This is a genomic window from Trinickia camelliae (genome assembly GCF_053525655.1).
In genome coordinates, this window is the sequence record NZ_JBCHAA010000037.1 from 1 (window position 1) to 23,633 (window position 23,633).

At 59.0% G+C, this 23,633-nt stretch carries 19 protein-coding genes; 6 read left to right on the top strand and 13 right to left on the bottom strand.

Annotation, left to right across the window (positions count from 1 at the left end; genetic code table 11):
• Both AAHK20_RS33145 and AAHK20_RS33150 read left to right on the top strand, forming a co-directional pair.
• Nucleotides 1-446 (top strand): NUDIX hydrolase (locus AAHK20_RS33145; protein ID WP_449185741.1); only part of this gene is annotated, 446 nt, incomplete at its 5' end.
• Nucleotides 447-646: 200 nt separating this feature from the next.
• Nucleotides 647-1,216: a YdeI/OmpD-associated family protein gene (locus AAHK20_RS33150; RefSeq protein WP_449185742.1), complete on the top strand. Its 570-nt coding sequence runs from the start codon at nt 647-649 to the stop codon at nt 1,214-1,216.
• A gap of 56 nt (nt 1,217-1,272) precedes the next feature.
• On the opposite strand, the gene AAHK20_RS33155 is transcribed toward AAHK20_RS33150, so the two are convergent.
• From AAHK20_RS33155 to AAHK20_RS33170, 4 genes are all read right to left on the bottom strand, one after another.
• Nucleotides 1,273-1,584, bottom strand: a complete 312-nt coding sequence (locus tag AAHK20_RS33155) for an SLAC1 family transporter (protein WP_449185743.1) — start codon at nt 1,582-1,584, stop codon at nt 1,273-1,275.
• Between the two features lie 44 nt (nt 1,585-1,628).
• Nucleotides 1,629-2,066: a PRC-barrel domain-containing protein gene (locus AAHK20_RS33160; RefSeq protein WP_449185758.1), complete on the bottom strand. Its 438-nt coding sequence runs from the start codon at nt 2,064-2,066 to the stop codon at nt 1,629-1,631.
• 94 nt (nt 2,067-2,160) lie between these two features.
• Nucleotides 2,161-2,652, bottom strand: coding sequence for a MarR family winged helix-turn-helix transcriptional regulator (locus AAHK20_RS33165; protein WP_449185744.1), 492 nt, complete (start codon nt 2,650-2,652; stop codon nt 2,161-2,163).
• Nucleotides 2,653-3,421: 769 nt separating this feature from the next.
• On the bottom strand, nt 3,422-10,531 hold the full coding sequence (locus tag AAHK20_RS33170) for a PAS domain S-box protein (RefSeq protein ID WP_449185745.1): 7,110 nt from the start codon (nt 10,529-10,531) through the stop codon (nt 3,422-3,424).
• Nucleotides 10,532-11,047: 516 nt separating this feature from the next.
• Between AAHK20_RS33170 and AAHK20_RS33175 the strand changes: the two genes are divergently transcribed.
• On the top strand, nt 11,048-11,413 hold the full coding sequence (locus AAHK20_RS33175) for a response regulator (protein ID WP_449185746.1): 366 nt from the start codon (nt 11,048-11,050) through the stop codon (nt 11,411-11,413).
• Nucleotides 11,414-11,508: 95 nt separating this feature from the next.
• Here the strand turns inward: AAHK20_RS33175 and AAHK20_RS33180 are convergent, their stop codons facing one another.
• The 3 genes from AAHK20_RS33180 to AAHK20_RS33190 form a co-directional block, all read right to left on the bottom strand.
• On the bottom strand, nt 11,509-12,147 hold the full coding sequence (locus AAHK20_RS33180; RefSeq protein ID WP_449185747.1) for a response regulator transcription factor: 639 nt from the start codon (nt 12,145-12,147) through the stop codon (nt 11,509-11,511).
• 539 nt (nt 12,148-12,686) lie between these two features.
• Nucleotides 12,687-13,172, bottom strand: a complete 486-nt coding sequence (locus tag AAHK20_RS33185; RefSeq protein ID WP_449185748.1) for a hypothetical protein — start codon at nt 13,170-13,172, stop codon at nt 12,687-12,689.
• 68 nt (nt 13,173-13,240) lie between these two features.
• On the bottom strand, nt 13,241-13,399 hold the full coding sequence (locus AAHK20_RS33190; protein ID WP_449185749.1) for a hypothetical protein: 159 nt from the start codon (nt 13,397-13,399) through the stop codon (nt 13,241-13,243).
• Nucleotides 13,400-14,144: 745 nt separating this feature from the next.
• Between AAHK20_RS33190 and AAHK20_RS33195 the strand changes: the two genes are divergently transcribed.
• From AAHK20_RS33195 to AAHK20_RS33205, 3 genes are all read left to right on the top strand, one after another.
• Nucleotides 14,145-15,092 (top strand): AEC family transporter, encoded by a 948-nt coding sequence (locus tag AAHK20_RS33195; RefSeq protein ID WP_449185750.1) that lies wholly within the window; start codon nt 14,145-14,147, stop codon nt 15,090-15,092.
• Nucleotides 15,093-15,176: 84 nt separating this feature from the next.
• Complete coding sequence (fumC, locus tag AAHK20_RS33200; protein ID WP_449185751.1) at nt 15,177-16,583, top strand: class II fumarate hydratase; 1,407 nt, start codon at nt 15,177-15,179, stop codon at nt 16,581-16,583.
• Between the two features lie 112 nt (nt 16,584-16,695).
• Entirely contained in the window at nt 16,696-17,043 is a 348-nt protein-coding gene (locus AAHK20_RS33205) for a DUF4148 domain-containing protein (protein WP_449185752.1), read from the top strand.
• A 182-nt stretch (nt 17,044-17,225) separates the two neighbouring features.
• On the opposite strand, the gene AAHK20_RS33210 is transcribed toward AAHK20_RS33205, so the two are convergent.
• From AAHK20_RS33210 to AAHK20_RS33235, 6 genes are all read right to left on the bottom strand, one after another.
• On the bottom strand, nt 17,226-17,789 hold the full coding sequence (locus tag AAHK20_RS33210; protein ID WP_449185753.1) for an FUSC family protein: 564 nt from the start codon (nt 17,787-17,789) through the stop codon (nt 17,226-17,228).
• A gap of 250 nt (nt 17,790-18,039) precedes the next feature.
• On the bottom strand, nt 18,040-18,639 hold the full coding sequence (locus AAHK20_RS33215) for a LutC/YkgG family protein (protein WP_449185754.1): 600 nt from the start codon (nt 18,637-18,639) through the stop codon (nt 18,040-18,042).
• Nucleotides 18,636-20,012, bottom strand: coding sequence for a lactate utilization protein B (locus AAHK20_RS33220; protein ID WP_449185755.1), 1,377 nt, complete (start codon nt 20,010-20,012; stop codon nt 18,636-18,638). Before AAHK20_RS33220 ends, AAHK20_RS33215 begins: the two co-directional genes overlap by 4 nt.
• Nucleotides 20,009-20,752: a (Fe-S)-binding protein gene (locus AAHK20_RS33225; protein WP_449185759.1), complete on the bottom strand. Its 744-nt coding sequence runs from the start codon at nt 20,750-20,752 to the stop codon at nt 20,009-20,011. The genes AAHK20_RS33220 and AAHK20_RS33225 overlap by 4 nt, the downstream gene beginning before the upstream one ends.
• 234 nt (nt 20,753-20,986) lie before the next feature.
• The gene (cydB, locus tag AAHK20_RS33230) at nt 20,987-21,973 is read right to left on the bottom strand and encodes a cytochrome d ubiquinol oxidase subunit II (protein WP_449185756.1); all 987 of its coding nucleotides are present in this window, start codon (nt 21,971-21,973) and stop codon (nt 20,987-20,989) included.
• A 16-nt stretch (nt 21,974-21,989) separates the two neighbouring features.
• Complete coding sequence (locus AAHK20_RS33235) at nt 21,990-23,381, bottom strand: cytochrome ubiquinol oxidase subunit I (RefSeq protein WP_449185757.1); 1,392 nt, start codon at nt 23,379-23,381, stop codon at nt 21,990-21,992.
• Nucleotides 23,382-23,633: the final 252 nt, after the last annotated feature.

Genomic DNA, 23,633 nt, shown 5'->3' on the forward strand with positions numbered 1-23,633 from the left:
ACCCGCGCGGATGGTCAGCCACACATGTCTGGTTCGCGCTGATTTCCGCCGAGGACGGGGATCTCACGAAGGGTGCGAATGCTGCCGAAGTGGCGTGGTTCGAGGTCGATGCGGTGACTCAGGCGCGCGGACTCGCGTTCGATCACGACGACGTCCTTGAGGCAGCGGTAGAGCGGCTGCGCAGCAAGGTCGAGTACACGTCCCTGCCGGCTTTCTTGCTGCCGGAACCCTTTACGCTGCCACAGTTGCAGCGGGCGTATGAGATCGTGCTTGGCCGACCGGTGGACAAAAGCGGCTTCCGCACGCGCATGCTTGCCGCTGGATTCCTCAAGGAAGCTGGCTACGTCGCTGGGGATTCGAATCGGCCGGCGCTGGGGTATCGGCTCGCAGACCGGCATGCGCCTGTGGTCTTTCCGCGAACGTTCAGTCCGCGCGGCAGCAACTGACGGATGGTGTTAGGTAGCCGCATTTGCGTGCTTCTTATCTTTCATCCTTGCGGCGCTTTCGCCGTCACCGCGCCACTCGGATGGATACACGCTGAATTGTCGATAAATCGGGTATTCCCAAATCCGCGCAAATCGGTAATCTGCGAGGTTTCAGTGAACGAAGAAGCCTCGCTGCCTGAATGCAACCATTCGGATCCTCCATGACCGAGCCTCGTCTGACATTCCTTGACCAGAATGAATGGGAAAACTGGTTGACGCAAAACGGCGGTACCTCGACCGGGATATGGCTGCGCCTTGCCAAAAAGGGTGCCGAGCAACCAACCGTGACTTACGAACAGGCGCTGGAAAGCGCCCTTTGTCATGGCTGGATCGACGGTCAAAAACAGACTGAAAGTGAAGAATACTGGTTGCAACGCTTCACTCGACGCTCCGCAAAAAGCATCTGGTCCAGGCTCAACAAAGACCGGGCCGAAGCGCTGATCGCCGCAGGCAGAATGCTTCCTTCGGGCATGCGAGAAATCGAGAAAGCCAAAGAGGATGGCCGCTGGGAGGCTGCCTATACGTCAGCCAGCAACTCGGTCGTGCCGGACGATCTGCAGGCCGCACTGGATGCCAATCCCAAGGCCAGCGCGTTCTTTGCGACGCTGAACGGCCGAAACCGCTACGCCATCCTGTTTCGGATACAGAATGCCAAAAAACCCGCAACACGGGTGCGCAAGATCGAGGAGTTCATCGGCATGCTGAATCGCGGCGAAACCATTCATCCCTAGACCAGGAAGTTCGATAGCCGACGAAAGTCGCCGGACGATGCCGCGCTCAGGGCGGGCTACCCGCGGCGCTCTCCAAGCCTCAGCGCTGACTCTAAAGGCTCGATCAGGCACGGTGCCCGAAACAGATTGCCGAGCCACATTCCCTTGAGCGTGTTGGCGATGACGATGAACCAAAACCCCATCGTCGCCACAGCCAGAACAGTTCCGTCGACGGCAAATGGCAGGACGATGGAAACGATGCCTGTTCCCATCGTCATCGCAAACCAATTCGGCGTGAACTGCCGGACGATCTCCCGACGACGGCTTACATGCCTGAAGGGCATGAAGCGGGAGATCATCGACCGACCCGTTGCCGAACGCTGCTCCATCGATTTTCTCCGGAATTCCCAGCGGGCATGGTCGTCTACCAGCCTCAGCGGCGGCCGTACTCCTTGCGCGCAACCGGAACCTCTCTGACCTTCGCATACTGAAACGCCGGAATCGCCTTGACTGCATCACGAGTGGCGCCGGCCCACACGAGCTTCCCGTCCACAACGTCGAGCTGCGACATTGGGATCGCCACGTCGTGCTGGGACACACCGAGAAACTGGTGCGCCGCCACGATCGCGAACGAAACGGCGTTATCCGGCGCGACGATGATGTCGTGCAGCACGCCGACCTTCTCGCCGCTGTCGTTGTAGATGCTTTTGCCGAGCAGGCTCTTCTTGACGCTCCACCCCTCGACGATCAACTGCGACTGCTCGACCGAGATGCCGATGGTCTGCGCGCCCGCTACCTGTGCGCTTGCCGGCTGGCAAATCGCGCTAAATGCCGATGCTGCGATAAAAACGAGTGCCCACTTTGCCTTCATGATTCTTTCTCCCAGAAATAAACAAGTTGATCCCAGCTCGGTGCTTAAATGCTCCAACGCGCGGAAAAAGGAGCGGGCGATCTCACCCATTGTTCTAGTTGCCGATTAGTTTTTCAAGCAGACCATGCAATTCGACCAGTTCTTCGGGCGAGAGTCTGAGAAATCGCCCGTTCAATATGCCGGGCATAGTCTGCTCGAGGCGGATGACCATACGGGCACCCCATTCCGTCAGCGAAACCTTTACGACTCTTCGGTCTTCCCCGCTACGGGAACGCCGTAGCAACGACCTCTTCTCCAGTCGGTCCAACAACCGGCTCACGCATCCCGAGTCCACGCCTAACAGCTCGGCCAATCCCGAAGGACTGCTGGCGACACCTTTACCGATCGCCATCAGCAAGTTCGCTTCGTTCACGCCGAGATCAAGACTGCCGAGAGCCTGATTCAATTCCCTCAGCAAGGCGGAGCGCGCTCTCACGAGGCGCGATTCTATGTTGCGAACCAAGGAGAAATCGACATCGACCGGCGCCACATGAGGATGTGCCGCGATCAAAGTGTCGTCACTCCGGTTGTCGATGTTGGCATTCATGCGGCCCTAAGTGCGTTGAGGTTGCTCTTGCAGCAGACAACGATAGCAAGCCGGGTTCGACGCCGGTATTACATGTTTATGTTGTGACGTCGCGCTGGTGTCAGGATACGCGTCCGCAAGAAATCATCGGTAACCCACTGGGCTTCGCCGGCGAACGCCCACCCACGTCACCTCGAAGAAAAATCGCTGCGTCTGTTAGCTGCCCTGACTCCAGCTTTATGTAATAGGCAGCAGTCAACAAGCTTCGTATCGTTGACGTAAAGATCCGCAAATCCGCCCTCCACCGCGAAAGACCAGCAAGCAAGCATGCACGCAGTCGATTCACCAAGGCGCATTCGGATGAATTTTCCGAAGCAGGGCAAACGCCTTCGGGCTTAGCCATCACTTGCAAATGGGCATGGCAGAACCGGGGGAACGTGGTCGAAGGAGACTCAGATGAACACTAATGAGATGTCTTTGCGTTTGATGGTTGAAAAATGGTTTGCCGCAAATTTGACCACAACGCTGCGGGTAACACGGTTCAGCCACGCACGCTGCGCTTACGGACGATACGTACGGGTCGAAGCCTCGCGGCGGGATGGGGGTACGTTTGAGCTCTGCTTCTTTCGACACGCAGATGGTGCGTGGCGTGTATTTCCGCCCGATCGAGGCCGCGCAAGCCTTATTCCTTCTTTAGGTCTATTCAACCAGTACGTCTCCAATTGGTGAAGAGAAATATTGAATCGAATTTCTAACTCTGGACACTAGATTGAGATTGAAACCCTGGCCGTCACCTTCCCAACGCCGCCCCGCTGACCGACATCGGAAGGCTGAAGCTGAACGTCACGCCACGGACCTCATTACGCACGACCCAAATTCGGCCGGCGTGTGCTTCGACAATCGACCGGCATATCGCCAGCCCCATACCCATGCCTGTTTCCTTGGTGGTGGTAAAAGGTTCGAATATCGTCTCCAAATTCGCCAGCCCCGTACCCTCATCCTGAACGTCGACCACCACATTGTCCCCATCGCCTCGGGAGCGGATCAATAGCGACTTGTTACGCTCCGTCGTCGCCGACAACGCCTCGACGGCGTTACGCACGAGGTTGACGATCACCTGCTGAATCTGCACTGCGTCGGCTTTGATCATCGGCAGGTCCTGAGCTAGCTGAGTCGCGAGCAAGATCTCGTTCCCGTCGATTTCGTCAGCCATCAGCGTGCAGACCTGAAGTATCAGCTTATTGACGTCAAGATCGACGTGTGCAGGAGCCGTGCGCTTGAAGAGCGCGCGAATACGGCTGATTACATCCGCCGTGGCGTATCCATCACGAACGATGGCTTCTGCACTGCGCCGGGCTTGGTCGATGTCTGGCGGCGTCGCAGCGAGCCAGCGCCGGCATGCCTGCCCATTGGCCACAACGGCCTGCAATGGTTGATTGATTTCGTGAGCGATGGACGCGGACAGCTCGGCCACTGTCGCCATCCGTGACGCCTGCGCAAGCTCTTCCCGCGCATGTCGCAGCGCGTCTTCCGCTCGCGTGCGCTCGATGAATTGCCCGATCTGGTTTCCGACGGAGGTCATCGTCTGCAAGAGCTCGGGATCGGCGTAGCGGACCTCGCGGCTAAAGAATTCGATCACGCCAAGTACGTCGCTCTTGGACTTGATTGGGAAGGCGCAGGCCGTGCGGAGCCCTTCCTTTGCGGCAGATTCTGCCCGCTGAAACTCGCGATCGAGCTGCATGTCAGGAATCCATGCAGCTGCGCCGCTCGACCATGCTCGCGCGGGGAGCCCCATGCCGAAGGAGCCCGTCCCGGACACCGAGCCGGAGCCGGCCCGCGCAAAAGCGGCCGACGGCCATGCTTGCACGCGCACCGGCACATCCGCTTCCGGATCGACGCGCCAGAATGCGCCACGATCCCACTCGAGTGCCTCACACATTTCACGCAGAATACGCGGTGCCGCCTCGTCGAGCGAGCCCGCTTCCGACAGCGTCCGCGTGACGCCGAATTGCGCGAGCAGCCGCTGCTCGCGGCGCTTGCGATCGGTGATGTCGCTGGCGAGTGCAATGGCGAAAAGGCGTCCGCCGCGGTTGAACGCCCGTATACGCAACTCGACGGGAAAGATACTTCCGTCCTTTCGGATGCGGCAGCCGTTGAACGTTGCACTTCCGTCCTCGCGCAGTCGCTGCTTCACCCACTGTTCCTTTTCCGGCGTTATGTCGCGCTCGAACTGATAGTTGCTCATGCCGATGAGCTCTTCGCGCGTATAGCCTAGCGCCTCGCAGGCCTGACGGTTTACGTCGAGCACAGTCCCTTCCTCGTCGTACAGAAAAATGGCGTCGGTCGCGTGTTCGACAAGGGTTCGGAAGCGTTCCTCGCTCGTGCGCAGCGCCTCCTCGCTCGCGAGCAGGTTGCGGTGTGCGAGCGCGCCCGTCAACGCATCTTCCAGGCGTCTCCCAATCTCCTCGAAGAGCCGCCGCTCCAAGGCGGTCCAGGAGCGCAAATGCGAGCACTGATGCAGCCCGAACAGGTACGCCCTGTCGCCCCTGGGGCGAACCGCGATCGCGATCGTCGACAGGATGTTGAACCGCTCCCGAATCTCCGAAGGGATGCCTGGATCCACCACCGCCCCTGGGGCGTGCAGCAGGTCGCGCAGGCATTCCGCCACTCGATCGTCCACCGGCACCTCCTGGTCGAGCGCGAAGGCGCCCGGATAGTCCGGGTGCGTATGCTCCATCACCGCGCGAATCGTCGGCGCATCGGGATCGCAAGGATAGACCAGCCAGGCCCGATCGCAATTGAAGATCACCCGCGCCTCCTCTAGCACGCCGCGCGTCATGCCCTCGACCTCGTTCGTTCGCTGCATGGCGCGGTTGATGCGGTCCATGCACTCGAGGAACCATAGATGTTCCTCGCGCTCATCCTCCGCACGCTTCTGCTCGGTGACATCGATCACGGTGCCGATGTATTCGATAGCCTGGCCCGAGAGGTCCAGAATCGGATGCGCCAAGCTACGGACGGTTCTCACTCCGGTATCAAAGTTCACGAGCCGGTACTCGGCTTCCCAGTCGGAACCTTCGCGCACGGACTTCTCCAGGCTCTCCAGGACTCGGGTGCGGTCATCCGGAAAAACGTCCTCCACTAATTGCTCGAACGAAGGCAGGCCCTTCGCAGGGTCATGGCCCATGACCCGATAGCACTCGTCCGACCAATACAGAATGGCATTTGAAACAGTGCTCCATGCCCAGCTTCCCGTGTGGCTGACCATCTGCGCTTCCGTCAGGTACTGGCGGCTGCGCCGCAGCTCTTCCTCGGCTTGCTTACGCTCGGTCATGTCGACGACAAAGGCCACGCCACGCCTGTGTTCGTCGTCGAAAGCGGCCGATCCGACGAGCACGGAAACGCGGTGACCATCCTTATGGAGATATTCCTTTTCGAAGGGCTGCACGCTGCCGGTCTGCTCGAGCCGCGGCAAGATTTGTTCGAGTTGATGGGCTAGCAATTCGGGAGGCGTCAGGTCGGTCCAATGCAGCCGACCCGACACGAGATCCTCGCGCCGGTATCCGACCATGCGCAGGAACGCGTCATTGGCCTCGAGAATCCGGCCTTCCCGGTCCCACATCAGGATCCCGACAATGTTGGCGTCGACCAGGCGGCGAATCTCGGCCTCGCGTTTCTGCAGCTCGCGATACAGGCTGCTGTTTTCGAGCGAAATCGCAGCCTGGGAAGCAATCAAGTTCAGGACAGAAATCCTGTCGGGCGTGAAAACACCTGGAGCAAACCTGTTTTCCAGATACAGCAGCGCAACCAGCGCACCCTGCTTCATCAACGGCAGGCAGAGTATCGACCGGACGCCCCGCGCGCGAATGTACTCGTCGCTGGAATGCAGGCCCCCTATTGAAGTGTCGTTGAGAAGCACGCTCTCCTGGGTGCGCGCGGCATAACGGATCACTGTCTCGGGGAGCTCGTCCGCGCAAACTAGCGTCTCGTGCAGGCTGACCGAAACAGCGGTGCCGCTGGTCTTCGCTTCCGCCTGAATCAGGAATTCGCCGTCACGCGGGAGAATCAACAGCCCACGGTCCGCCCCGGCATGCTCGATGGCTGTACGCAACAGCGATTCGATGAGCTTTTCGGGGACAATCTCGCCCGACACCGCCTGCGACACTTTGATCACAGTGGCCAGATCCAGATCTTCGACCGGCGCGTCGATCATGCCTGCGGCACCCGGAGCACGCTCGTCCTGCCTCAACGCGGGATAGAGCTGATGGAGTTGTCGCACCTTGCCAAAGGCTCCCCACCGCAGATAAGCGCGCCGTGCGTTTCCGAGGTAGAGATGGGCAATCTCCTCAAGGCCGCGCGCCGCGTAGCAGCGGGCAGCCAGTTCGTAGGACAGCGCCTCGTTATGAACGAAGCCGTTCGAACGCGCACGGCGAATGGCTTGCTCGTACAGATCCATTGCCTCGGGCAAGCGCCCTTCGATGCGCGCAATCTCCGCGCCGACCATCAGTGCACGATCCTCGAAGTTCTGGGGGCAGTTTTCCGTCCATGCCCGGAGTTGTTTGTCATGTGCGGACAGCGCCTCACGATGCTTTGAATACATATCGGGGCCCATGGGCTCGCAGCGTGCGGCGCGAGAGAGAGCGGCGTAAAGGTGGTAGTCCGCTCTCTCCAACAGCATGACCGAAAGCGACGCCGAGGTCGAAAAGCATTTTTCCGCCATTTCCGCGGCATCGACAGCCGACGCATAGTCGCCAGCGAAGAAGCATGCCTGCAGTTTTCGAATCCAGTAGAAACATTCGGGCAAGGCCAGAGCCGGGTGACCGGTCAGGCGCGCCTCGAGCGAGCGCTCCGTGAACGCGCCGACCTCAAGCGAGCCGAATTTCGCGGTTTCGCCACGGAGCGTGCGCACGAGCGCGAGCGGGGCGGAAATCATGTCGGCAGCGAATCCGAACCGCACCGTGCGCGCGAACTCCAATCCGTGCTCGGCTTCACGCGCAACCCGATCAAGTGGCTCGCCTGAGGCCAGCAAATTGGAACTGATATTGCGGCACGCGTAGGCCGCAAACGTCGGATCGCCTTGCTCGTTCGCCATCTGAAAAGCACGCCGGGCCGGATCGACACACTCCCGAAGCGATCGTGTCCACGGGACCACGAGCGCGAAGACCAGATAGGTCTTTCCTCCGAGACGCTTCAGTCCGCGGCGTTCGGTCAGATCGCAGGCCATCTTTCCGAGTCGATAACCTTCGTCGTAGTGGCCGAAGCGGTTGCCGGCGATAAGCCCCACCGAGACGTAGTGCGCTGGTGCGGCGTCGCTGTTGCCATGCTCCAGGCTGAGATTGACCGCCCTGCAAATGGTGAGCGCGTACAGATTTCCGTCGGTGTATAACGTCGGCGCTCCAAGGGTAGTGAGCACGTCGAGCGTAGCTAGAGACTCCGGATCCTTCATCAACGGCAGGTCGATGAGAGCCTCGATCTCCCGCCTTCCGAGCTGGGACCAGATGCGCTCGTACTCGCGACGCGCTTCCTGTTGGGTGGGGTGGGCGGTCCAGTCAATGCCCACACGCCGGAGGTATTCCAAGCCCACCTCCACCGCGCGGTCGCTGGCCCCCAGCATCGTGTATAGATCCACGCGCCGGCTCGCGACGGCCGCTCGTTGGACCGTGTCGGCAGCGCGCGTTGCAAGCGCCGCGAGATGTTCCTCGACGGAAGGCAATGCGCCCATCCAAAGCTCGCAGTCAGTCCTGTGCAGTTCCAAGGCGAAGGCAAGCTCCTGCCGGCGCGCCCACGTATCCTCCCGCAGCAGCGCCGCGCCCGTGCTGAGATACGCCAGCGCGGAGGCATACGCGCACGATGCCTTCGCGCGCTTGCCAGCGATCAGGTTCAGATCGGCGAGCTTCTCGCGCTCGTCCTGTGACGTGATGAGGTGTGCGCCGCGATTGAGCTGGTTGACGATCTCGAAGATCAGCTCCGGCAGCTTTTCCGGCGCGATGCTGGCAGCGAGCGCCCTGCCTATCCGGAGATGGATCTGCGCACGGGACTCCTCTGGGATCAAGGAGTACGCCGCCTCTTGAATCCGATCGTGCACGAAGCGGCAGGAATGCTCCGTGCAGACAATGAGGCCTGCACGAATGGCTTCCCAAAGCCCCTCATGGAGATCGTCTTCCGGGCGCGGGGAAACGGTTTCCAGCAGGGCGAGCTCGGCGCTGTTCCCCATGCACGCAAGCAGTTGCAGGTCCTGCTGCGTTTCGGCGGACAGGCGGATCACCTTACCGACCATGAGTTCCACCACATTGTCGGTATGAGCCTTCGTGCGGATGCGATCGAGGTCCCACGACCAGCGCGCCGCATCATGATCGAAGATCAGCATCCCCTCTTCTGTCAGTGAAGCAATGAACTGAATGGCGAAGAAGGGATTTCCGGCGGTCTTGTCATGCACGAGCCACGCGAGCGGCGCGACCCGCCCCGCCTCACAACGAAAGGCATCCGCCATCAACTGTTCGAGATGCTCTCGCGCAAGCGGCACGAGCGTGATCTCCGCGACTTTGCCGCCTGCGGCTCTGATGGCATCGAGCTTGCGCATCAGCGGATGCGCGGAATCGATTTCGTTGTTGCGATAGGCGCCGATCAGCATGAGGTACTGCGGACGGGACCGGGTCAACAGGTCCTCGATCAGGTCAAGCGTCGCCACATCGAGCCATTGCAAATCGTCGAGGAAGAGCACCAGCGGATGTTCCGGCCGGGCGAAGACTTCGATGAATCGCCGGAACACGAGCTGAAACCGCTGGTGCGCGTCTTGTGGAGGCAACTCGGGGATTGGCGCGGGCGGTCCGATGATGTGCGCCACTTCAGGAACGAGATCCACGACGAGTCCAGCATTCGGCCCCAGCGCTTCCCGCAGCGTGTCGCGCCAGGCCGCAAGCTCCGCCTCGCTTTTGCCAAGCAGCGGCCGTAACAGAATCCGAAAGGCTTGCGCCAGCGTCGCATAGGGGATGTCTTTGAACTGATCGAATTTACCGGAGGCGAAGAACGCGTTCGACGGCACCAGCGCGCGGTGCAGTTCGTTGACCACGGACGACTTGCCAATGCCGGAATACCCGGAGACCAGAACCAGTTCGGGCGCACCGCTGGTGACGACGCGATCGAAGGCGGCAAACAAGGTCTCGATCTCGCCCGATCGCCCGTACAGCCTCTCCGGAATCATCAACTGGTCCGATATGTCGAACTCGCCGAGCGGGAATTCGTCGATGCGTCGCTGGGTTTCCCAAAGCGCCAGGCAGCGTCGCAGGTCCGCTTCAACGCCTGCCGCGGTCTGATAGCGCTCCTCCGCAGTCTTGGCGAGCAGCTTCATCACAATCGCGGAAAGGACCGGCGCCAAGTGGACCACGCGCTCGTGCGGCGGCACCGCCTTTCTCGCGATGTGACAGTGCACCCATTCCATCGGATCGACAGCGGTGAATGGCAGACTTCCCGTGAGCATCTGATAGAGCGTCACGCCGAACGCGTAGAGATCGCTGCGGGAGTCGACCGAACGATTCATCCGCCCGGTTTGCTCCGGCGCCATGTAGGCGAGCGTACCGGCGATTGACTCGGGCGGTTCGGGCCGTTGACGCTCTCGCGTAATCCGCGAAGCGAGACCAAAACCTGTGAGCTTGACTTCACCGCTATCGGGATTCACCAGGATGTTGGCCGGCTTGACGTCCTTATGCACGAGCCCACTCCGGTGGACTTTGGCAAGCGCCGACGCGATGCCAATGGCGAGGCGCAAGAAGGTCCCGGAGTGCATCGGGGCATCGAGGAGGCCGTCGAGGGGCTTGTAGCCGAAATCCTCGGGAACAACGACGGTTCGCTCGCGCGCGCGAAGCCACGGAGCGCGATCCACATTGAGTTCGATCTGATTCATGGGATTCCGATCCATTCTGCTGCTTGCCCGAGTCGTGAGCGGCCGGCCTACGACGTCTCCAGGAGCGATGCTTTGTACCCGAGAGAACGCTGGAAGGCCGCGTGCGGCAGGCTGACTGGGGGTGATCGAGCGCCTACGATCGAATCATTACGACTGTAGAATCACTATCAAAGAATACAGGATAAAGAATTTATTTCCGATGCAAAAAATATAAGTCTACGAATTCATATTTAGTAGTGCCATTACATATTCATGTAAGGCTCAATATGGCTTTTCGTGCTTCCGTCTGATGATTATCAGGGCTATAATTTTTAATCGGCGCCGACCGCACGAAAGCGACATTCGATGAGATTATCGTGGATGGTCTGTGCCGACGTTAGGAGAGGCACTCACCTAACCACATAGGGACTCCATGGAATCCGCAAGCGAACTGGTGCATGTGGTCGGACAGCGACCACGTTCGATGCCTGGCGCTAGCACCAGTTTTCTGCTGGATTCCATGGCTCGGAGAAAATAATGATCCAGCCTCCGATTCGGAACGTTGCCGTGATTGACGATGATCGACGCGTTCTAGCGTCTCTTGCGAACTTGCTTGCGTCTGGCGGGTATGGAACACGGCTCTACGACTCTCCGCCCAATTTTTTTGCCGACGGCGACGCAGACCTCGTATGCGTTATCACCGACCTGGGAATGTGGCCCATCGACGGCATGCACGTGCTCGAGAGAATGATTCATTCCGATGTATCGATGCCCGTCATCATCATCACGGGCAAGCCGAGTGAGCACACGGAAGACTACTATCTGCAAAGAGGCGCACTAGGCTTCTTCAGAAAGCCCATTGATGGGGACGCGTTGTTGGACCTGCTCGATAATATCGCTTGAACGTTTTAGCCGGCAGGTGGCGGCTCCGTGGCATCGTGCTCGCAAAGGTGCTTGCGATGGGCAAAGGAGTTCGGAGCGCGTGGACGCGTATAGCGTCAGGCGCCGAGCGTAGTGATATGTGGGGTTTCGAGCTGTAGCTTACTTGCCTGCTTCACTAAAGCGGCAAATGAATCGGCCTGCATCTTCCTCATGATATGGCCGCGATGAACCTGCACCGTGTATTCGGTGATGCCGAGGACCGCCGCCGCCTGCTTATTGAGCAAGCCGCTTGCGAGCAACGGCAAAAGCTCCTGCTCGCGAGGCGTCAGCGATTGATAGAGAGCCTGGAGCGTCATCGCATCCTCCGCCTCCTTGCGAAGGACGTGCGCCCTGGCGAGGGCCACATCGACCGCGCGCATCAACGCGTCTTCATCGACGGGCTTTGAGAGGAAGTCAACAGCCCCGCCCTTCATGGCCAGGACCACTGACGGCACGTCTCCCCTTCCAGTAAGGAAAATAACGGGAATCGGAAATTCCGCTCGAATGAGCTTCTGGACCTCCAGGCCGTCCATGCCTGGCATTGTCAGATCCAGGATCAGACACGCAACAACGTTTTGACGCGGTGTGTCGAGAAACTCTCCACCGGAGCTGAATGCCCGGACGTTTCTTCCATGTGAGAGCAGCAGCGCAGAAAGCGCTTCTTGCACCCGCTTGTCGTCGTCCACCACATAGACCAGTTCGTTTGCGGATTCCATGAAACCTCTCTGGGGTCAGGTAAAGCCATCATCTAACGTCAGTACAGTCCGTCCCCGATAGACACGCTGCCGGTGCATCTCACTCGGACGTGCGAATGACAAATTATAGTCTCCAGAACCGGCGTCCGGAAGCGCGCGAAGCCGCGCTACTCCTACATGATTATGTAATGTCACCACCGCTTTTGGCGTTATAAATCTATCGTCTGACGGCGAAGCCTTCCCCCTGCTGCAACGTCGGGAAGCTGTCGGCCACCTGGACACGCAAAGTCTCGACTGACAATTGAATAGTCTTGCACCGTGCTTTTGCGGACGTCACCAGCGGGCCCGGCGGACGTGCGACGATCCCCGATCTCAACCTTGATCTCAAACTGAACATACCTATTAAATTCAGAAGCGACGACGGCACGAACTCCGAACAAAAGTACGAACGCGACACAAAATCAGATATGCCATAGGGAGTGCCATCACTCATGGCTAAGTTGGGAAGCACGGCATGCGTTTAATGCTTCTCTAAACACATCGTCGGGCCTTGATCGATCTCACCGAATACCTGGATCCACGGTGCCCGCCCGCTTTTTACTCGGCTTCTTCTGAAACGACGAAAGGAAAAGCGCGCCGAGACACGCAGCCTTCAAAACGCATTCCAATGTCGATACCACTGCGATCTCAACGGATCGCGCATATAAAAGCGGCAGCGCGGGCGCAACGGCCAGCACACCTGCCCCGCAGATGAAAGCAAAGGTAGCGCGTGCGGCGCGTACCCTAGCGATAGCACCGGTACCGGTGAGGATCACTATCAGCTTCGATACTGCGAGCGCGAGTAGCCAGGTATTCGTATTCGACACGTCAATTTCCAAAGGTGTCTCGATCAAAGACCAACCACATACGCCAAATATGCCAATTCTTGTTATGCGATCGGGGGTGATTCTCAACGGGATGCCGTGGTCATCAACCCAGTTCCACTCGGATGGACGTTCCGTTTCCACAATATCGGTTATGGGAGAGGCTAACTCTTCTTCATTCACTGCTGCCTCCGCGTTTCCGATATATGCTGAAACCGCTCACGACGTGAGACCATGGTTGACGGCACCTGTCAAAAAAAACGAAGCTGCCAACAGGTGCGCACCTCTCTTTCAAAGGCGCGCGGGGTCGATGTGAACATCAATAAACTTTGCAAATTTAATGCGCCTAGCGTGGCGCGCACCGTAAAGGCGGACCGCAACCGCGACAGCATGAGCGCGGTCATTTCCATACCGCTCTCCTAGCAACAGAGGTTGGTTTTCGCGACCAAGACGGATTGCCGAATCGGCTACCGTGATTTGCCCGGCAGGACGTTCACGAGGACTGCTTTCACTCGAGGCCCGCAATGCACCCACAAAGTATTACTGAGTGATTTGAATGTTTCCTAGCGCCTGTTTCTTGACGATAGTCGTCAAGGAGAAGGACGGCTATTACATGAATCTGGAATCGGCCCGGCTGAGGATATTGGCACTTCACGCTTGTTGAGCAACGAGGACAAGCAATCAAGACGACCAGTCCAGCTACGGTCTCACGAAAGACGAGCCTGTAATCGACCGCCCGCGAGGTCGGTACCGGATCTAGACGATGACTGGTGCAGTGAGACGTGGCCCATGTTCGCTCATCGCTGCGCTGAATCGTTGAAGAACATACATCGCCATGAGCGCATCGCCCGGTAACCGCCGAGAATCATCATGGTCGACCTGCCAAGCGAACTGATTCCAGCTTTATGTAATAGACGTCGTAGGACACGCAAACTAGCATCAATACCAAGTAGACACTGAGGCATCCATATCAATCGACATCTATGGCAACCGGTAGGTACGGTGTGTCTCGACGGTTCGTCGTCTTATCGATCAGCCACGATTGACAGAGGAGCGAGCCCAATTAATTCCTGTGCAGCGGCGCCGAATAAAGCATCCTAACAAGTTTGCTTTGCTTTCTGCCCCCTTCTTATTGCGACACATCGAGATCAAGTCATGACACAGACTATCCTGGCAGCCTTGCTGCCCGTCGTATTCGTCGTAGCCCTAGGCGTACTCGCAGCCAAATTTCGCATCATCGAGAAATCTTCAGCGCCTATATTCGCGGACTTCGTTGTCCGCTTCGCTCTGCCGCTCGCCCTTCTTGGCGGTGTTCTGAATATATCCCCCACAGCAATAGAGAACGGCCCCTATCTTCTTTCTATGTTGTTGGGGCTGATGGTGCCCTACGCCATCGCATTCGGAATTGGCAAATTGGTGTTCCGCCACAGTCTCAGCGAGAGTGCGCTGCAGGCACTGGTTTGCGCCTTCCCGAGTATGGCGTATTCAGGACTTCCAGTCCTGGAAGCAGTAATCGGTCAACAGGGCGTGCTCGCAGTTGTGGTAGGCAATCTCGTCACCAGCGTAATCATGATCCCGCTGACTCTGGTCCTGGTTCAGATCGGTCTCGGTGGCGGCAAGGCCGGGCAGAACACTGGGGCGCTAGTGGCTCATAGCTTCCTCGATGCCATTAAGCAGCCGGTCGTCTGGCTGCCGATCATCGGTGCAATCATCGCCCTTTTGGGTGTCCATACACCCAAGGTACTCGAGCTTTCGTTCAATCTCATTGGTCAGGCTGCCGCGGGCGTCGCGCTGTTCACGTTGGGATTGATTCTCTATGGACAACGGCTGCGCATGGACCGCGATATCGCCTTCAACGCATTGATGAAGAACGTGGGGCAGGCCGCCGTCCTCTTTGGGTTGACGACGCTGTTCCGCATACACAGCGCACCGGCACGCGAATTGTTTTTGACCGGAGCGATCCCAACCGCGACGGCTGCATCAATGCTTGCACTACGTTACCGAACCTATGCGGATGAAGCCGCGGCCTCCACTCTGGTTGGCACTGTCGGCTCGATTGTGACTATCACTGTCGCAATCGTCCTGGCGACTCACCTGAGCTGATGGGCCGTCTCGCTTATCGGCAGCACCCGGTCGGATTGCCCGCAGGCCTGGCATCGCGACATTTTCAATGAAAGGAGATTTACGATGGGCAACGTTCGCACAGAGGCTGACAGCCTCGGAGAAGTCACCGTCATCGCCGACAGGCTTTGGGGCGCTCAGACGCAGCGCTCGCTCGAACACTTCAGTATCGGCAGAGACCTGATGCCGAGGGAAATGATAACTGCCTATGCCATCCTCAAGAAGGCGGCGGCCAACGCAAATCATGCGGGCAAACGTCTTGACGATCACACCCATACTCTGATTGCCCAGGTATGCGATGAAATTCTGGCCGGCCAGCACCACGACATGTTTCCTTTGCACGTCTGGATGACCGGCAGCGGTACACAGTTCAACATGAACGTCAATGAAGTGATCTCAAATCGCTGTTGTCAGCTCGCTGGCACGGAGCTCGGCAGCAAGAAGCCGGTGCATCCGAACGATCACGTCAATATGTCGCAATCGTCGAATGACTCGTTTCCTTCCGCGATGTACATCGCCGCGGTCGTCAACACGACGCAGCGCCTGGTTCCGGCGGTAAAGGCACTACATGACGCGATCGCCGCCAAGGCTGAAGAGTGGAAGGACATCGTCAAGATCGGCCGAACCCATATGCAGGATGCAACGCCGCTCACGCTCGGCCAGGAGTGGTCCGGCTATGCCGGTATGCTTGCCGACAACCTTGCCCGAATCGACGATGCTCTAAATGGAGCGTATTGCCTCGCGTTGGGCGGTACCGCGGTGGGAACCGGGATCAACGCCGCACCGGGCTTCGCGGAGGCCGCCGCAGCTGAAATTTCCAGGCTGACGGAACTGCCGTTTGTCAGCGCATCGAACAAGTTCACCGTACAGGGCGCCCACGATGCGCTGATACAGCTTTCCGGTACGTTTCGCACACTGGCGGTCTCGCTCTACAAGATCGGCAACGACATTCGACTGATGTCGTGCGGCCCGCGTGCGGGCTTCGCGGAACTGCTGATCCCAGAAAATGAACCGGGATCCTCCATCATGCCCGGCAAGGTCAATCCGACCCAGGCGGAGGCGCTGACAATGCTCGCCGTGCAGGTCATGGCGAACGACGTCGCGGTCGGCTTTGGCGGCGCGAGCGGATATCTCGAGATGAACGTCTACAAGCCGCTCATCATCTTCAACCTGACTCATTCGATTACGTTAATGACCGACGGCTGCACGAACTTCCGTCGATTCCTGATCGAGGGCACGAAGCCGAACGTCAAGAAGATCAAGGAGTACGTGGATCGCTCCCTGATGCTGGTCACCGCGCTGGCTCCAGTAATCGGATATGACAAAGCCTCGAAAATCGCGCATCACGCGATGGATCACGATCTTACCCTGAAGGCAGCGGCCCTCCAGCTCGGCTTTGTCTCTGAGGAGGAGTTCGATCGCGTCGTCGATCCCGCCAAGATGGTGAAGCCATATGTCGCTGCTGAGCAATAGCGTGACATGAAAACCTTAGGGTAACGATCGTTACCGGCACCTAGCGATGTTCTTATGGATCGGTGAGACGCCGATCCACGACTCCGCTCGCCTCTTCGTTGCGCCTCAGTAAATGAAGGAGTTTTCAATCATGAAAACGCTTATCTGCATTACGTTAGCTATCGGAGCGCTCACTAGCCCGACGCTTTCCTCCGCGCAGGTTAGTAGCGTGCCGCTGACGCGTGCGCAAGTCGAAGCAGACCTCGTGCGCGTCGAGCAGGCCGGGTATAACCCGTCGGCGGGTGACGACGCGAACTATCCGGCCGACATTCAGGCAGCTGAGAGACGCGTCGTCGAACAAAGTGGCGTTGCGCAAGGCGTTACCGGTTACGGTCCGAGCGTCAACGGAACATCGCAACAAAATCGGCGGACTGACATGACGGTGAGTACTTATTCACCGCCGATTTACGTCCACCATTAAGCTCTGCGTTCAGTGCCTTTTTTTCGCGATCGCAGATCGACGTTCACCGGGCGTCCAGTCACACACCTAGCCGGCAACAGTCGCTCGTTTGAGCTCCACGCGGCCAATCAGGAGCGACACGTGATTTCCAACTGGATGCATTCCGGCCAATTTGAATTTTTCAGGTGCGATCATAGCTGGCGCTAGCGTCGCGCCAGTCTATGGTGAACTTGAGTGAAGAGCCAACTGACGAGAAGCGTGGACACCGTGCCGAGGACGACCTGCAAGAGCCGGAACAACGGCACGCCCCATAGCGGTCCTTGCTCGGGAACCAGCAGCACGATAGTCGCGGTGATGGCGCCAAGGCGCGCTGCGCTACCCACGTTCACGCACCAGCAGACGATGATCACTGCGGCAATTGTCGCCGCGTAGCCCAAGATCTCGTGCTTGCCAGCGCCGAAAGAAGCGCCGACGAAACCGAGCAGGCCACCCGCCATGGCCCCGATGAACTGGTCGCGTGACAGGTTGCGGGTGTCCGCGTAGCGGGGATGTGTGACGGAGATGGCCGTAATCGCGGCCCAGAAAGCCTGTTCGGTATGTAGCGCGCAGGCGATGCCGTAAGCGAGACATGCGCCGCAGACGGCCTGCAGCGCCGTCAAGCTGCCCTCGGCAAGCCGGTCGCGAAACGGCAGGCTCTTGAGCAGGTCGATCAATACGTCGTCGGCCCGAATGCGCGCTTCGTTTCGTGTTTCTTTCGTTTCAGCCATCGTTCGTGCTGGTTTTTTAAGCGTCACCGGGCCGAAAAAGTCGCGGCGTATCTGCCATCCGGAAGGCCACGCTTCGCCCGAACGCCGCAAATTTGCGGCGATCCGGACTACCGGGCGCCCCTCAGTCTTCCGGGCGCGGCCCGACCTTCAGCGTGGCTTGCCAACGCATGACCTCGACCGCGAAAACCGGAACTGTGCTTGCAGCAACTGCGCACCCCGCCCCCAACGATCGCGGTTGCGTTCATTTTGCTTACGCGGGGTCACGAACCCGTGGAGCCGGAATCACCGTGAGCGAGCGGATGCCTTGAGCGCCGAGAATCAGGACACCCTCGATATCGGCCGTCGCGGAGGGTCCGCTCATCAGCACCGCGTAGTTCGCAGCGAAGAATTCGCAGCGGTGGTACGCGTGGTGCAGATTGCCGACAATGTCGGCCGGATCGAGCAACGCAACGAGATGCTGGGACAGATAGCCAAGCGCATTGACCTGATACTGCACTTCACTGAGCCAGATCGACCCGGTCTCGGCGACCGCGAAGCGCGGCCGCACGATACCAACATCGACGTCGTTCAGTTCATGCGGATCGCGGACCTGTTCGATACGCCGCGTACCGGCCACTTCGGGCACGGCTGAACAGATCACTTTCGCATCCGGATGGCGCGCCCGGATCAGCGCGTCGATGTCGCCGTCAGCAGGCATCTCCGCCCAGATGCCGCCCATCTGGGCAAGCGTCTCCTTGAACCTGTCGAGCGCCGGGGGTAACCCGGCGTCGAACATCGGCACGTCCGGAAGCAACGCGGGTGCGCGCTGCGTGGCGCGCAGACTGTCGAGAATGGCGTTTCGGCTGTTCATTTTGCTTTCCTGTTCTTGAGGTACCAGTCGCGGAAGGTTTGCTCGGGCGCCTCTGGCACTTCCCGTTGCTTGCCCCACGCGTTGAAGGGGTTGTAGATGAAGGCACGCGGCAACGTCGCGACAGCCGCGTCCGCTGCCTTGACCGCCGCGCGGTACAGCTTCGGCTCCGCCAGCACCTTGCCAGCAACCTTCATTGCCTCTTTCTTGATGAATGGCAACTCGTGCTGCTCGGCGACGATCTGGCGCCACTTGTAGATCTGCTCGTGAATGTTGATCTTGACCGGACAGACGTTCGTACAACTGCCGTTCATCGTCGAAGCAAACGGCAGCGCGCTGTATTTCTTCAGATCGAAGGTCGGATTGATGATCGCGCCGATCGGACCGGAATACACCCCGCCGTAACTCAGGCCGCTGCTGCGCCGGTAGACCGGACAAGTATTCATGCAGGCGCCGCAGCGGATGCACTTCAGCGAGTACCAGAAGTCGTCCATAGCGAGTCGTGCCGAACGGCCGTTGTCCACCAGCACGAAGTGCATTTCACCGCCTTTGCGCGGACCACGGAAGTGCGATGTGTACTGCGTAATCGGCGCGCCGAGCGCACTGCGCGACAGCAACCGGATGAACACGCCGAGATGCTCGAGCTTCGGAATCACCTTCTCAATGCCGATCGATGCAATGTGCAACGGCGGCACGTTCGCACTAAGATCGGCATTGCCTTCGTTCGTGCACACCGTAATGCCACCCGTCTCCGCGACCGCAAAATTGCAGCCGGTCATCCCGGCTTCCGCGTTCAGGATGATTGGCCGGGTCGCGTCGCGCTGCGCTTCGGCGAGGTAATGCACGTCACTGTTATCCGGATCAGTTCCAAGCGTTTTGGAAAACACTCGGGAGACGTCCGATGCGAGTTTGTGAACCGCCGGCACCACAACGTGTGCGGGGCGCTCGTGATCGAGCTGCTGGATACGTTCGCCGAGATCGGATTCGACGACCGTGATACCCCGCGGTTCGAGGTACTCGCGCATTTCGCATTCTTCGGTCAGCATCGACTTGCTTTTGACGAGCGTCTTTGCGCCGTGGCTTTCGAGAATCTCGTGCACGATGCGATTGTGCTCTTCCGCATCCTTCGCCCAGTGCACGATCACACCGTTGTTCGTCGCGTTGCGCTCGAATTCTTCGAGGTAATCGGCGAGATGCGTCAGCGCATGTTCCTTGATGCCTGAAGCGAGCGAGCGCAAATGCTCCCATTCTTCGATGCCGTGCGCGGCCTCGTCTCGCAAGGTTCGCAGAGTCCACAAGCGCTTGTCATGGAACTCGATGTGTTTTTCGTCGGCGATAAATTCGCGCGACGCCTTTACGTGGTCGACACGTTTCATGAGCGCGCTCCATTGAGGATCTGTGCGATATGGATGAACTTCAGACCAAGGCCGAGCCGTTCCGAGCAGCCTTTCTGGTGCATCAGGCACGACGAATCCGCGGATACGATGTATTCGGCACCGGCCTGCTTGTGATCGCGGACTTTGTCATAGCCCATCCGCGCAGAGACCGGTTCCTCGGTCACGCAGAACGTGCCGCCGAATCCGCAGCATTCGTCGGGCCGAGCGGGCGTAACGAACTCGATTCCCTTAACCTTCTGCAGCAGCGACAGCGGTTTCGAGAAGAACGGCTCATTAGTCTCCGACATCTTCGCGGTGCGCAGCCCTCGCAGCGTTCCGCAACTGTTGTGCAGGCCGACCTTATGTGGAAACTCGGCCCACGGAAGCGCGTCGACCTTCAACACGTCGTGCAGGAATTCGACCAGCTCATAAGTGTTGGCCCGCACAGCCCTGCTTTCCGCGGTCGATTCGATTGCCGTGAAATGATCGCGCACGTGGTGCACGCAGCTGCCGCTCGGCGCAACGATGTAGTCGTAGCCGGCAAAGTTCTTGACGAACAGCGCTTCGGTCGCCGCGGCGTCTTTCTCGCAACCGCTATTGCCCATCGGCTGACCACAGCAGGTCTGTTCGAGCGGAAAGTCCACATCGCAACCCAAACGCTCAAGCAGCTCGAGCGTTGCGACGCCGACATCGGGAAAAAAGGCGTCTATGAAACATGGAACAAACAAGGCAACTTTCATGATCTCTCCGGTGGCTACGAATGACTCCAATTGGACGAACCTGCAGAATCCCGGTACCTCATGGCAAGGTTGTCTTGCAATGACGTTTCCCGATCCTCGCTTGCGGGCTGACTGCGCACGCGCGCGTGTCGTCGCATCCGTAATCAGCCGATTGACCCGTCGTAAGCCGACCGCTTGGGCCGGCCCACAACCTGAAGCACGCGCCATACACATGGAAGGTGGCGATAGCTTTCATCAGTAGTGACCCGAAGTCAGGTCAACCTTGCCCTTGAACACGTTGTAGCTATAGATCGTGTAGATCAGCATCAACGGGTAGACGAACAGGCCAGCCCCCCAGAACATGAAGGCGAGGCTTGCATGCGGTCCTGCTGCCTGGGTGATCGTGAGCGAGAACGGGATCATGTACGGCCAGAACGAAATCGCCAGCATCGCGTAAGCGCAGATGAACAGCACTACGATCATCAGGAACGGCTGGTTGTCGCGGTGTCGTTTGACGCCGGTCAGAGTCCCCGCGATTGCACATAGCGCCACCAATGGCACAAGAAAAAGATAGGGTCGGTCGAGCCAGCGATGCATGATCGCGAGGTTTTCATAAAGCGCATGAACGAACAGCATGGCCAACAGAACGAGTACCACGACCAGAAGCGGCGGAATCGCCCGATACGCAGCGTCGCGGGCGTCTGCCTCGCATTTCTTGATAATCCAGCTCGCACCGAGCAGCGCATAGCCGACGCACAACGCTACGCCGCAAAGCATCGAGAAAGGACTGCACCAGGTCATGACGTCGCCCCCGAAACGTCCGTCGACGATCCGCAGCCCCTTTGCGAGCGCACCGACCATCGCCCCCTGCATGAAGGCGGCGACGACCGAACCCACTACGAAACCGACGTTCCAGATTGCGCGCGTACGACGTGCCCTGCCCCGGAATTCGAAGGCAACGCCGCGGAAGATCAAACCCGCGAGCATCAGAATCACCGGGATATAGAACGCGGAGACCAGCAACGCGTAGGCCGGTGAGAAAGCGCCCCACAACACGACGCCGGCCACGATCAACCAGGTTTCGTTGCCATCCCACAGCGGCGAAACGGCGGCCAGCATATGGCTTCTGCGCGTTTCGTCCCGGGTCACACCGAACAGCATGCCGACACCGAGATCGAAGCCATCGAGCAATACGTACAGCAACATGCTGAGAGCAAGTATCAGCGACCAGTAGAGGATCATTTGCGCATCTCCTGGATCATTTGACCGTCGACGGCAGTTCGGCCGCCACCGAAAGCGGCCGGTTCGGCAACGCGGCAGGCGGCGGGTGCAGCAGGTCCTCGGCAGGGCCCCCTTTGAGCAGCCTGTAAATGTAGAAGGTGCCGAAGGCAAAGATGAAGAAATAGGTCGTACAGAAGACCAACAGCGAACCTGCGGCCGCGCGCGCAGTCAGGAACGGCGTAAGCGCGTCAGCGGTGCGCAGCAGTCCATAGACAGTCCACGGCTGACGTCCAACCTCCGCGGTAAGCCAGCCGGTAAGCGTCGCGATGAACGGCAGCGGAAAGCACAGGAATACCGCCCACAGTAACGCGCGCCGCTGCAACAGGCGCTCCTTGAGCGACAGCAGGGTTCCGCCCCAGGCGACGAGTAGCATGAGGAGACCGCACCCCACCATGACCCGGAATGCAAAGAACGGGATGGCGATCGGCGGACGCTCGCCGCGCGGAAAATCAGTGAGACCGACCTCTTTCGAATCGAGCGTCATCGATCCAATCAGGCTGCCGAGGACCGGAACTGATATCGCATATTCGTTCTTTTCGTGCGCTGCATCGGGCCACGCAAGCAGGACTTCGGATGCGGGTTGTTCGTCGTGCCAACGCGCCTCGATCGTTGCAAACTTAATGGGCTGATAGCGGTGCACATAATCGCCGACCAGATGTCCGAACAGCAGTTGGACCGGCACGAGGATCGCCGCGAGAAACAAGCCCATGCGCAGCATGATGCGGGCTTCGGCGGGACACATCCTGCGCAGCGTGTACCACGCACCTGTCGCGGCGACACAGAACGCGCCGGTGACATACGCCGCGAGCAGCATATGAGGAAACCGCACCCATACAACCGGACTGAAGATGATTTTCGCCCAGTCGTCCGGTACGTAGACGCCGTTCTGGATCGTGTACCCCACCGGATATTGCATCCAGCTATTGTTCACCATGATCCAGAACGCCGAGAACGTCGTGCCGAGCGCGACCATCGCCGCAGAGAAGAGATACAGGCCCGGCTTTACCTTGTTTCTGCCGAAAAGCAGCACGCCGAAGAACGACGCCTCTAGCATGAAGGCTGTGAAGGTCTCATAGGACAACAGCGGCCCTTGGATCGACCCCGAGAGCCGTGACAGTTCGCTCCAGTTCGTGCCGAACTCGAAGGCCAGTACGATTCCGGAGACCACGCCCATACCGAAAGCGATCCCGAAAATCTTCAGCCAGAACTCGAAGACGCGGCGATAGGCGGGGCGCCCAGTCATCAGATGCAGCGCTTCCAGTACCGTCAGCCATGCCGCCAGGCCGATGGTGAACGAAGGAAAGATGATGTGAAACGATACCGTGAAGGCGAACTGCAGCCGCGAAAGCATGAGTGCAGTGGTGTCCATATCGCTCCCTCAGCGCAAGAGGTTGGTTTGCGCAATCAAGACGAGTTGCTGAATCGGTCGCCAGGGATTGCTCGGCACGACGTTCATCAGGCCCGCGGTCACATCGAGGACCGTACTGACCGAATTGAACGGTTCATGCTTCCAGTGGCTTGATAATAGGTGGCGGGGCGAAGGACTGCTATTACATGAATCTGGGATTGAATCGCCCCGGCTATCCTAGACACTCACGAGCCGTTGGGAATGGCGTTGTTC

Coding starts and splice junctions, on each gene's coding strand:
- AAHK20_RS33150 (WP_449185742.1), top strand. CDS start 647: ATGACCGAGCCTCGTCTGACATTCCTTGACCAGAATGAATGGGAAAAC.
- AAHK20_RS33155 (WP_449185743.1), bottom strand. CDS start 1,584: ATGGAGCAGCGTTCGGCAACGGGTCGGTCGATGATCTCCCGCTTCATG.
- AAHK20_RS33160 (WP_449185758.1), bottom strand. CDS start 2,066: ATGAAGGCAAAGTGGGCACTCGTTTTTATCGCAGCATCGGCATTTAGC.
- AAHK20_RS33165 (WP_449185744.1), bottom strand. CDS start 2,652: ATGAATGCCAACATCGACAACCGGAGTGACGACACTTTGATCGCGGCA.
- AAHK20_RS33170 (WP_449185745.1), bottom strand. CDS start 10,531: ATGAATCAGATCGAACTCAATGTGGATCGCGCTCCGTGGCTTCGCGCG.
- AAHK20_RS33175 (WP_449185746.1), top strand. CDS start 11,048: ATGATCCAGCCTCCGATTCGGAACGTTGCCGTGATTGACGATGATCGA.
- AAHK20_RS33180 (WP_449185747.1), bottom strand. CDS start 12,147: ATGGAATCCGCAAACGAACTGGTCTATGTGGTGGACGACGACAAGCGG.
- AAHK20_RS33190 (WP_449185749.1), bottom strand. CDS start 13,399: ATGGAAATGACCGCGCTCATGCTGTCGCGGTTGCGGTCCGCCTTTACG.
- AAHK20_RS33195 (WP_449185750.1), top strand. CDS start 14,145: ATGACACAGACTATCCTGGCAGCCTTGCTGCCCGTCGTATTCGTCGTA.
- fumC (WP_449185751.1), top strand. CDS start 15,177: ATGGGCAACGTTCGCACAGAGGCTGACAGCCTCGGAGAAGTCACCGTC.
- AAHK20_RS33205 (WP_449185752.1), top strand. CDS start 16,696: ATGAAGGAGTTTTCAATCATGAAAACGCTTATCTGCATTACGTTAGCT.
- AAHK20_RS33210 (WP_449185753.1), bottom strand. CDS start 17,789: ATGGCTGAAACGAAAGAAACACGAAACGAAGCGCGCATTCGGGCCGAC.
- AAHK20_RS33215 (WP_449185754.1), bottom strand. CDS start 18,639: ATGAACAGCCGAAACGCCATTCTCGACAGTCTGCGCGCCACGCAGCGC.
- AAHK20_RS33220 (WP_449185755.1), bottom strand. CDS start 20,012: ATGAAACGTGTCGACCACGTAAAGGCGTCGCGCGAATTTATCGCCGAC.
- AAHK20_RS33225 (WP_449185759.1), bottom strand. CDS start 20,752: ATGAAAGTTGCCTTGTTTGTTCCATGTTTCATAGACGCCTTTTTTCCC.
- cydB (WP_449185756.1), bottom strand. CDS start 21,973: ATGATCCTCTACTGGTCGCTGATACTTGCTCTCAGCATGTTGCTGTAC.
- AAHK20_RS33235 (WP_449185757.1), bottom strand. CDS start 23,381: ATGGACACCACTGCACTCATGCTTTCGCGGCTGCAGTTCGCCTTCACG.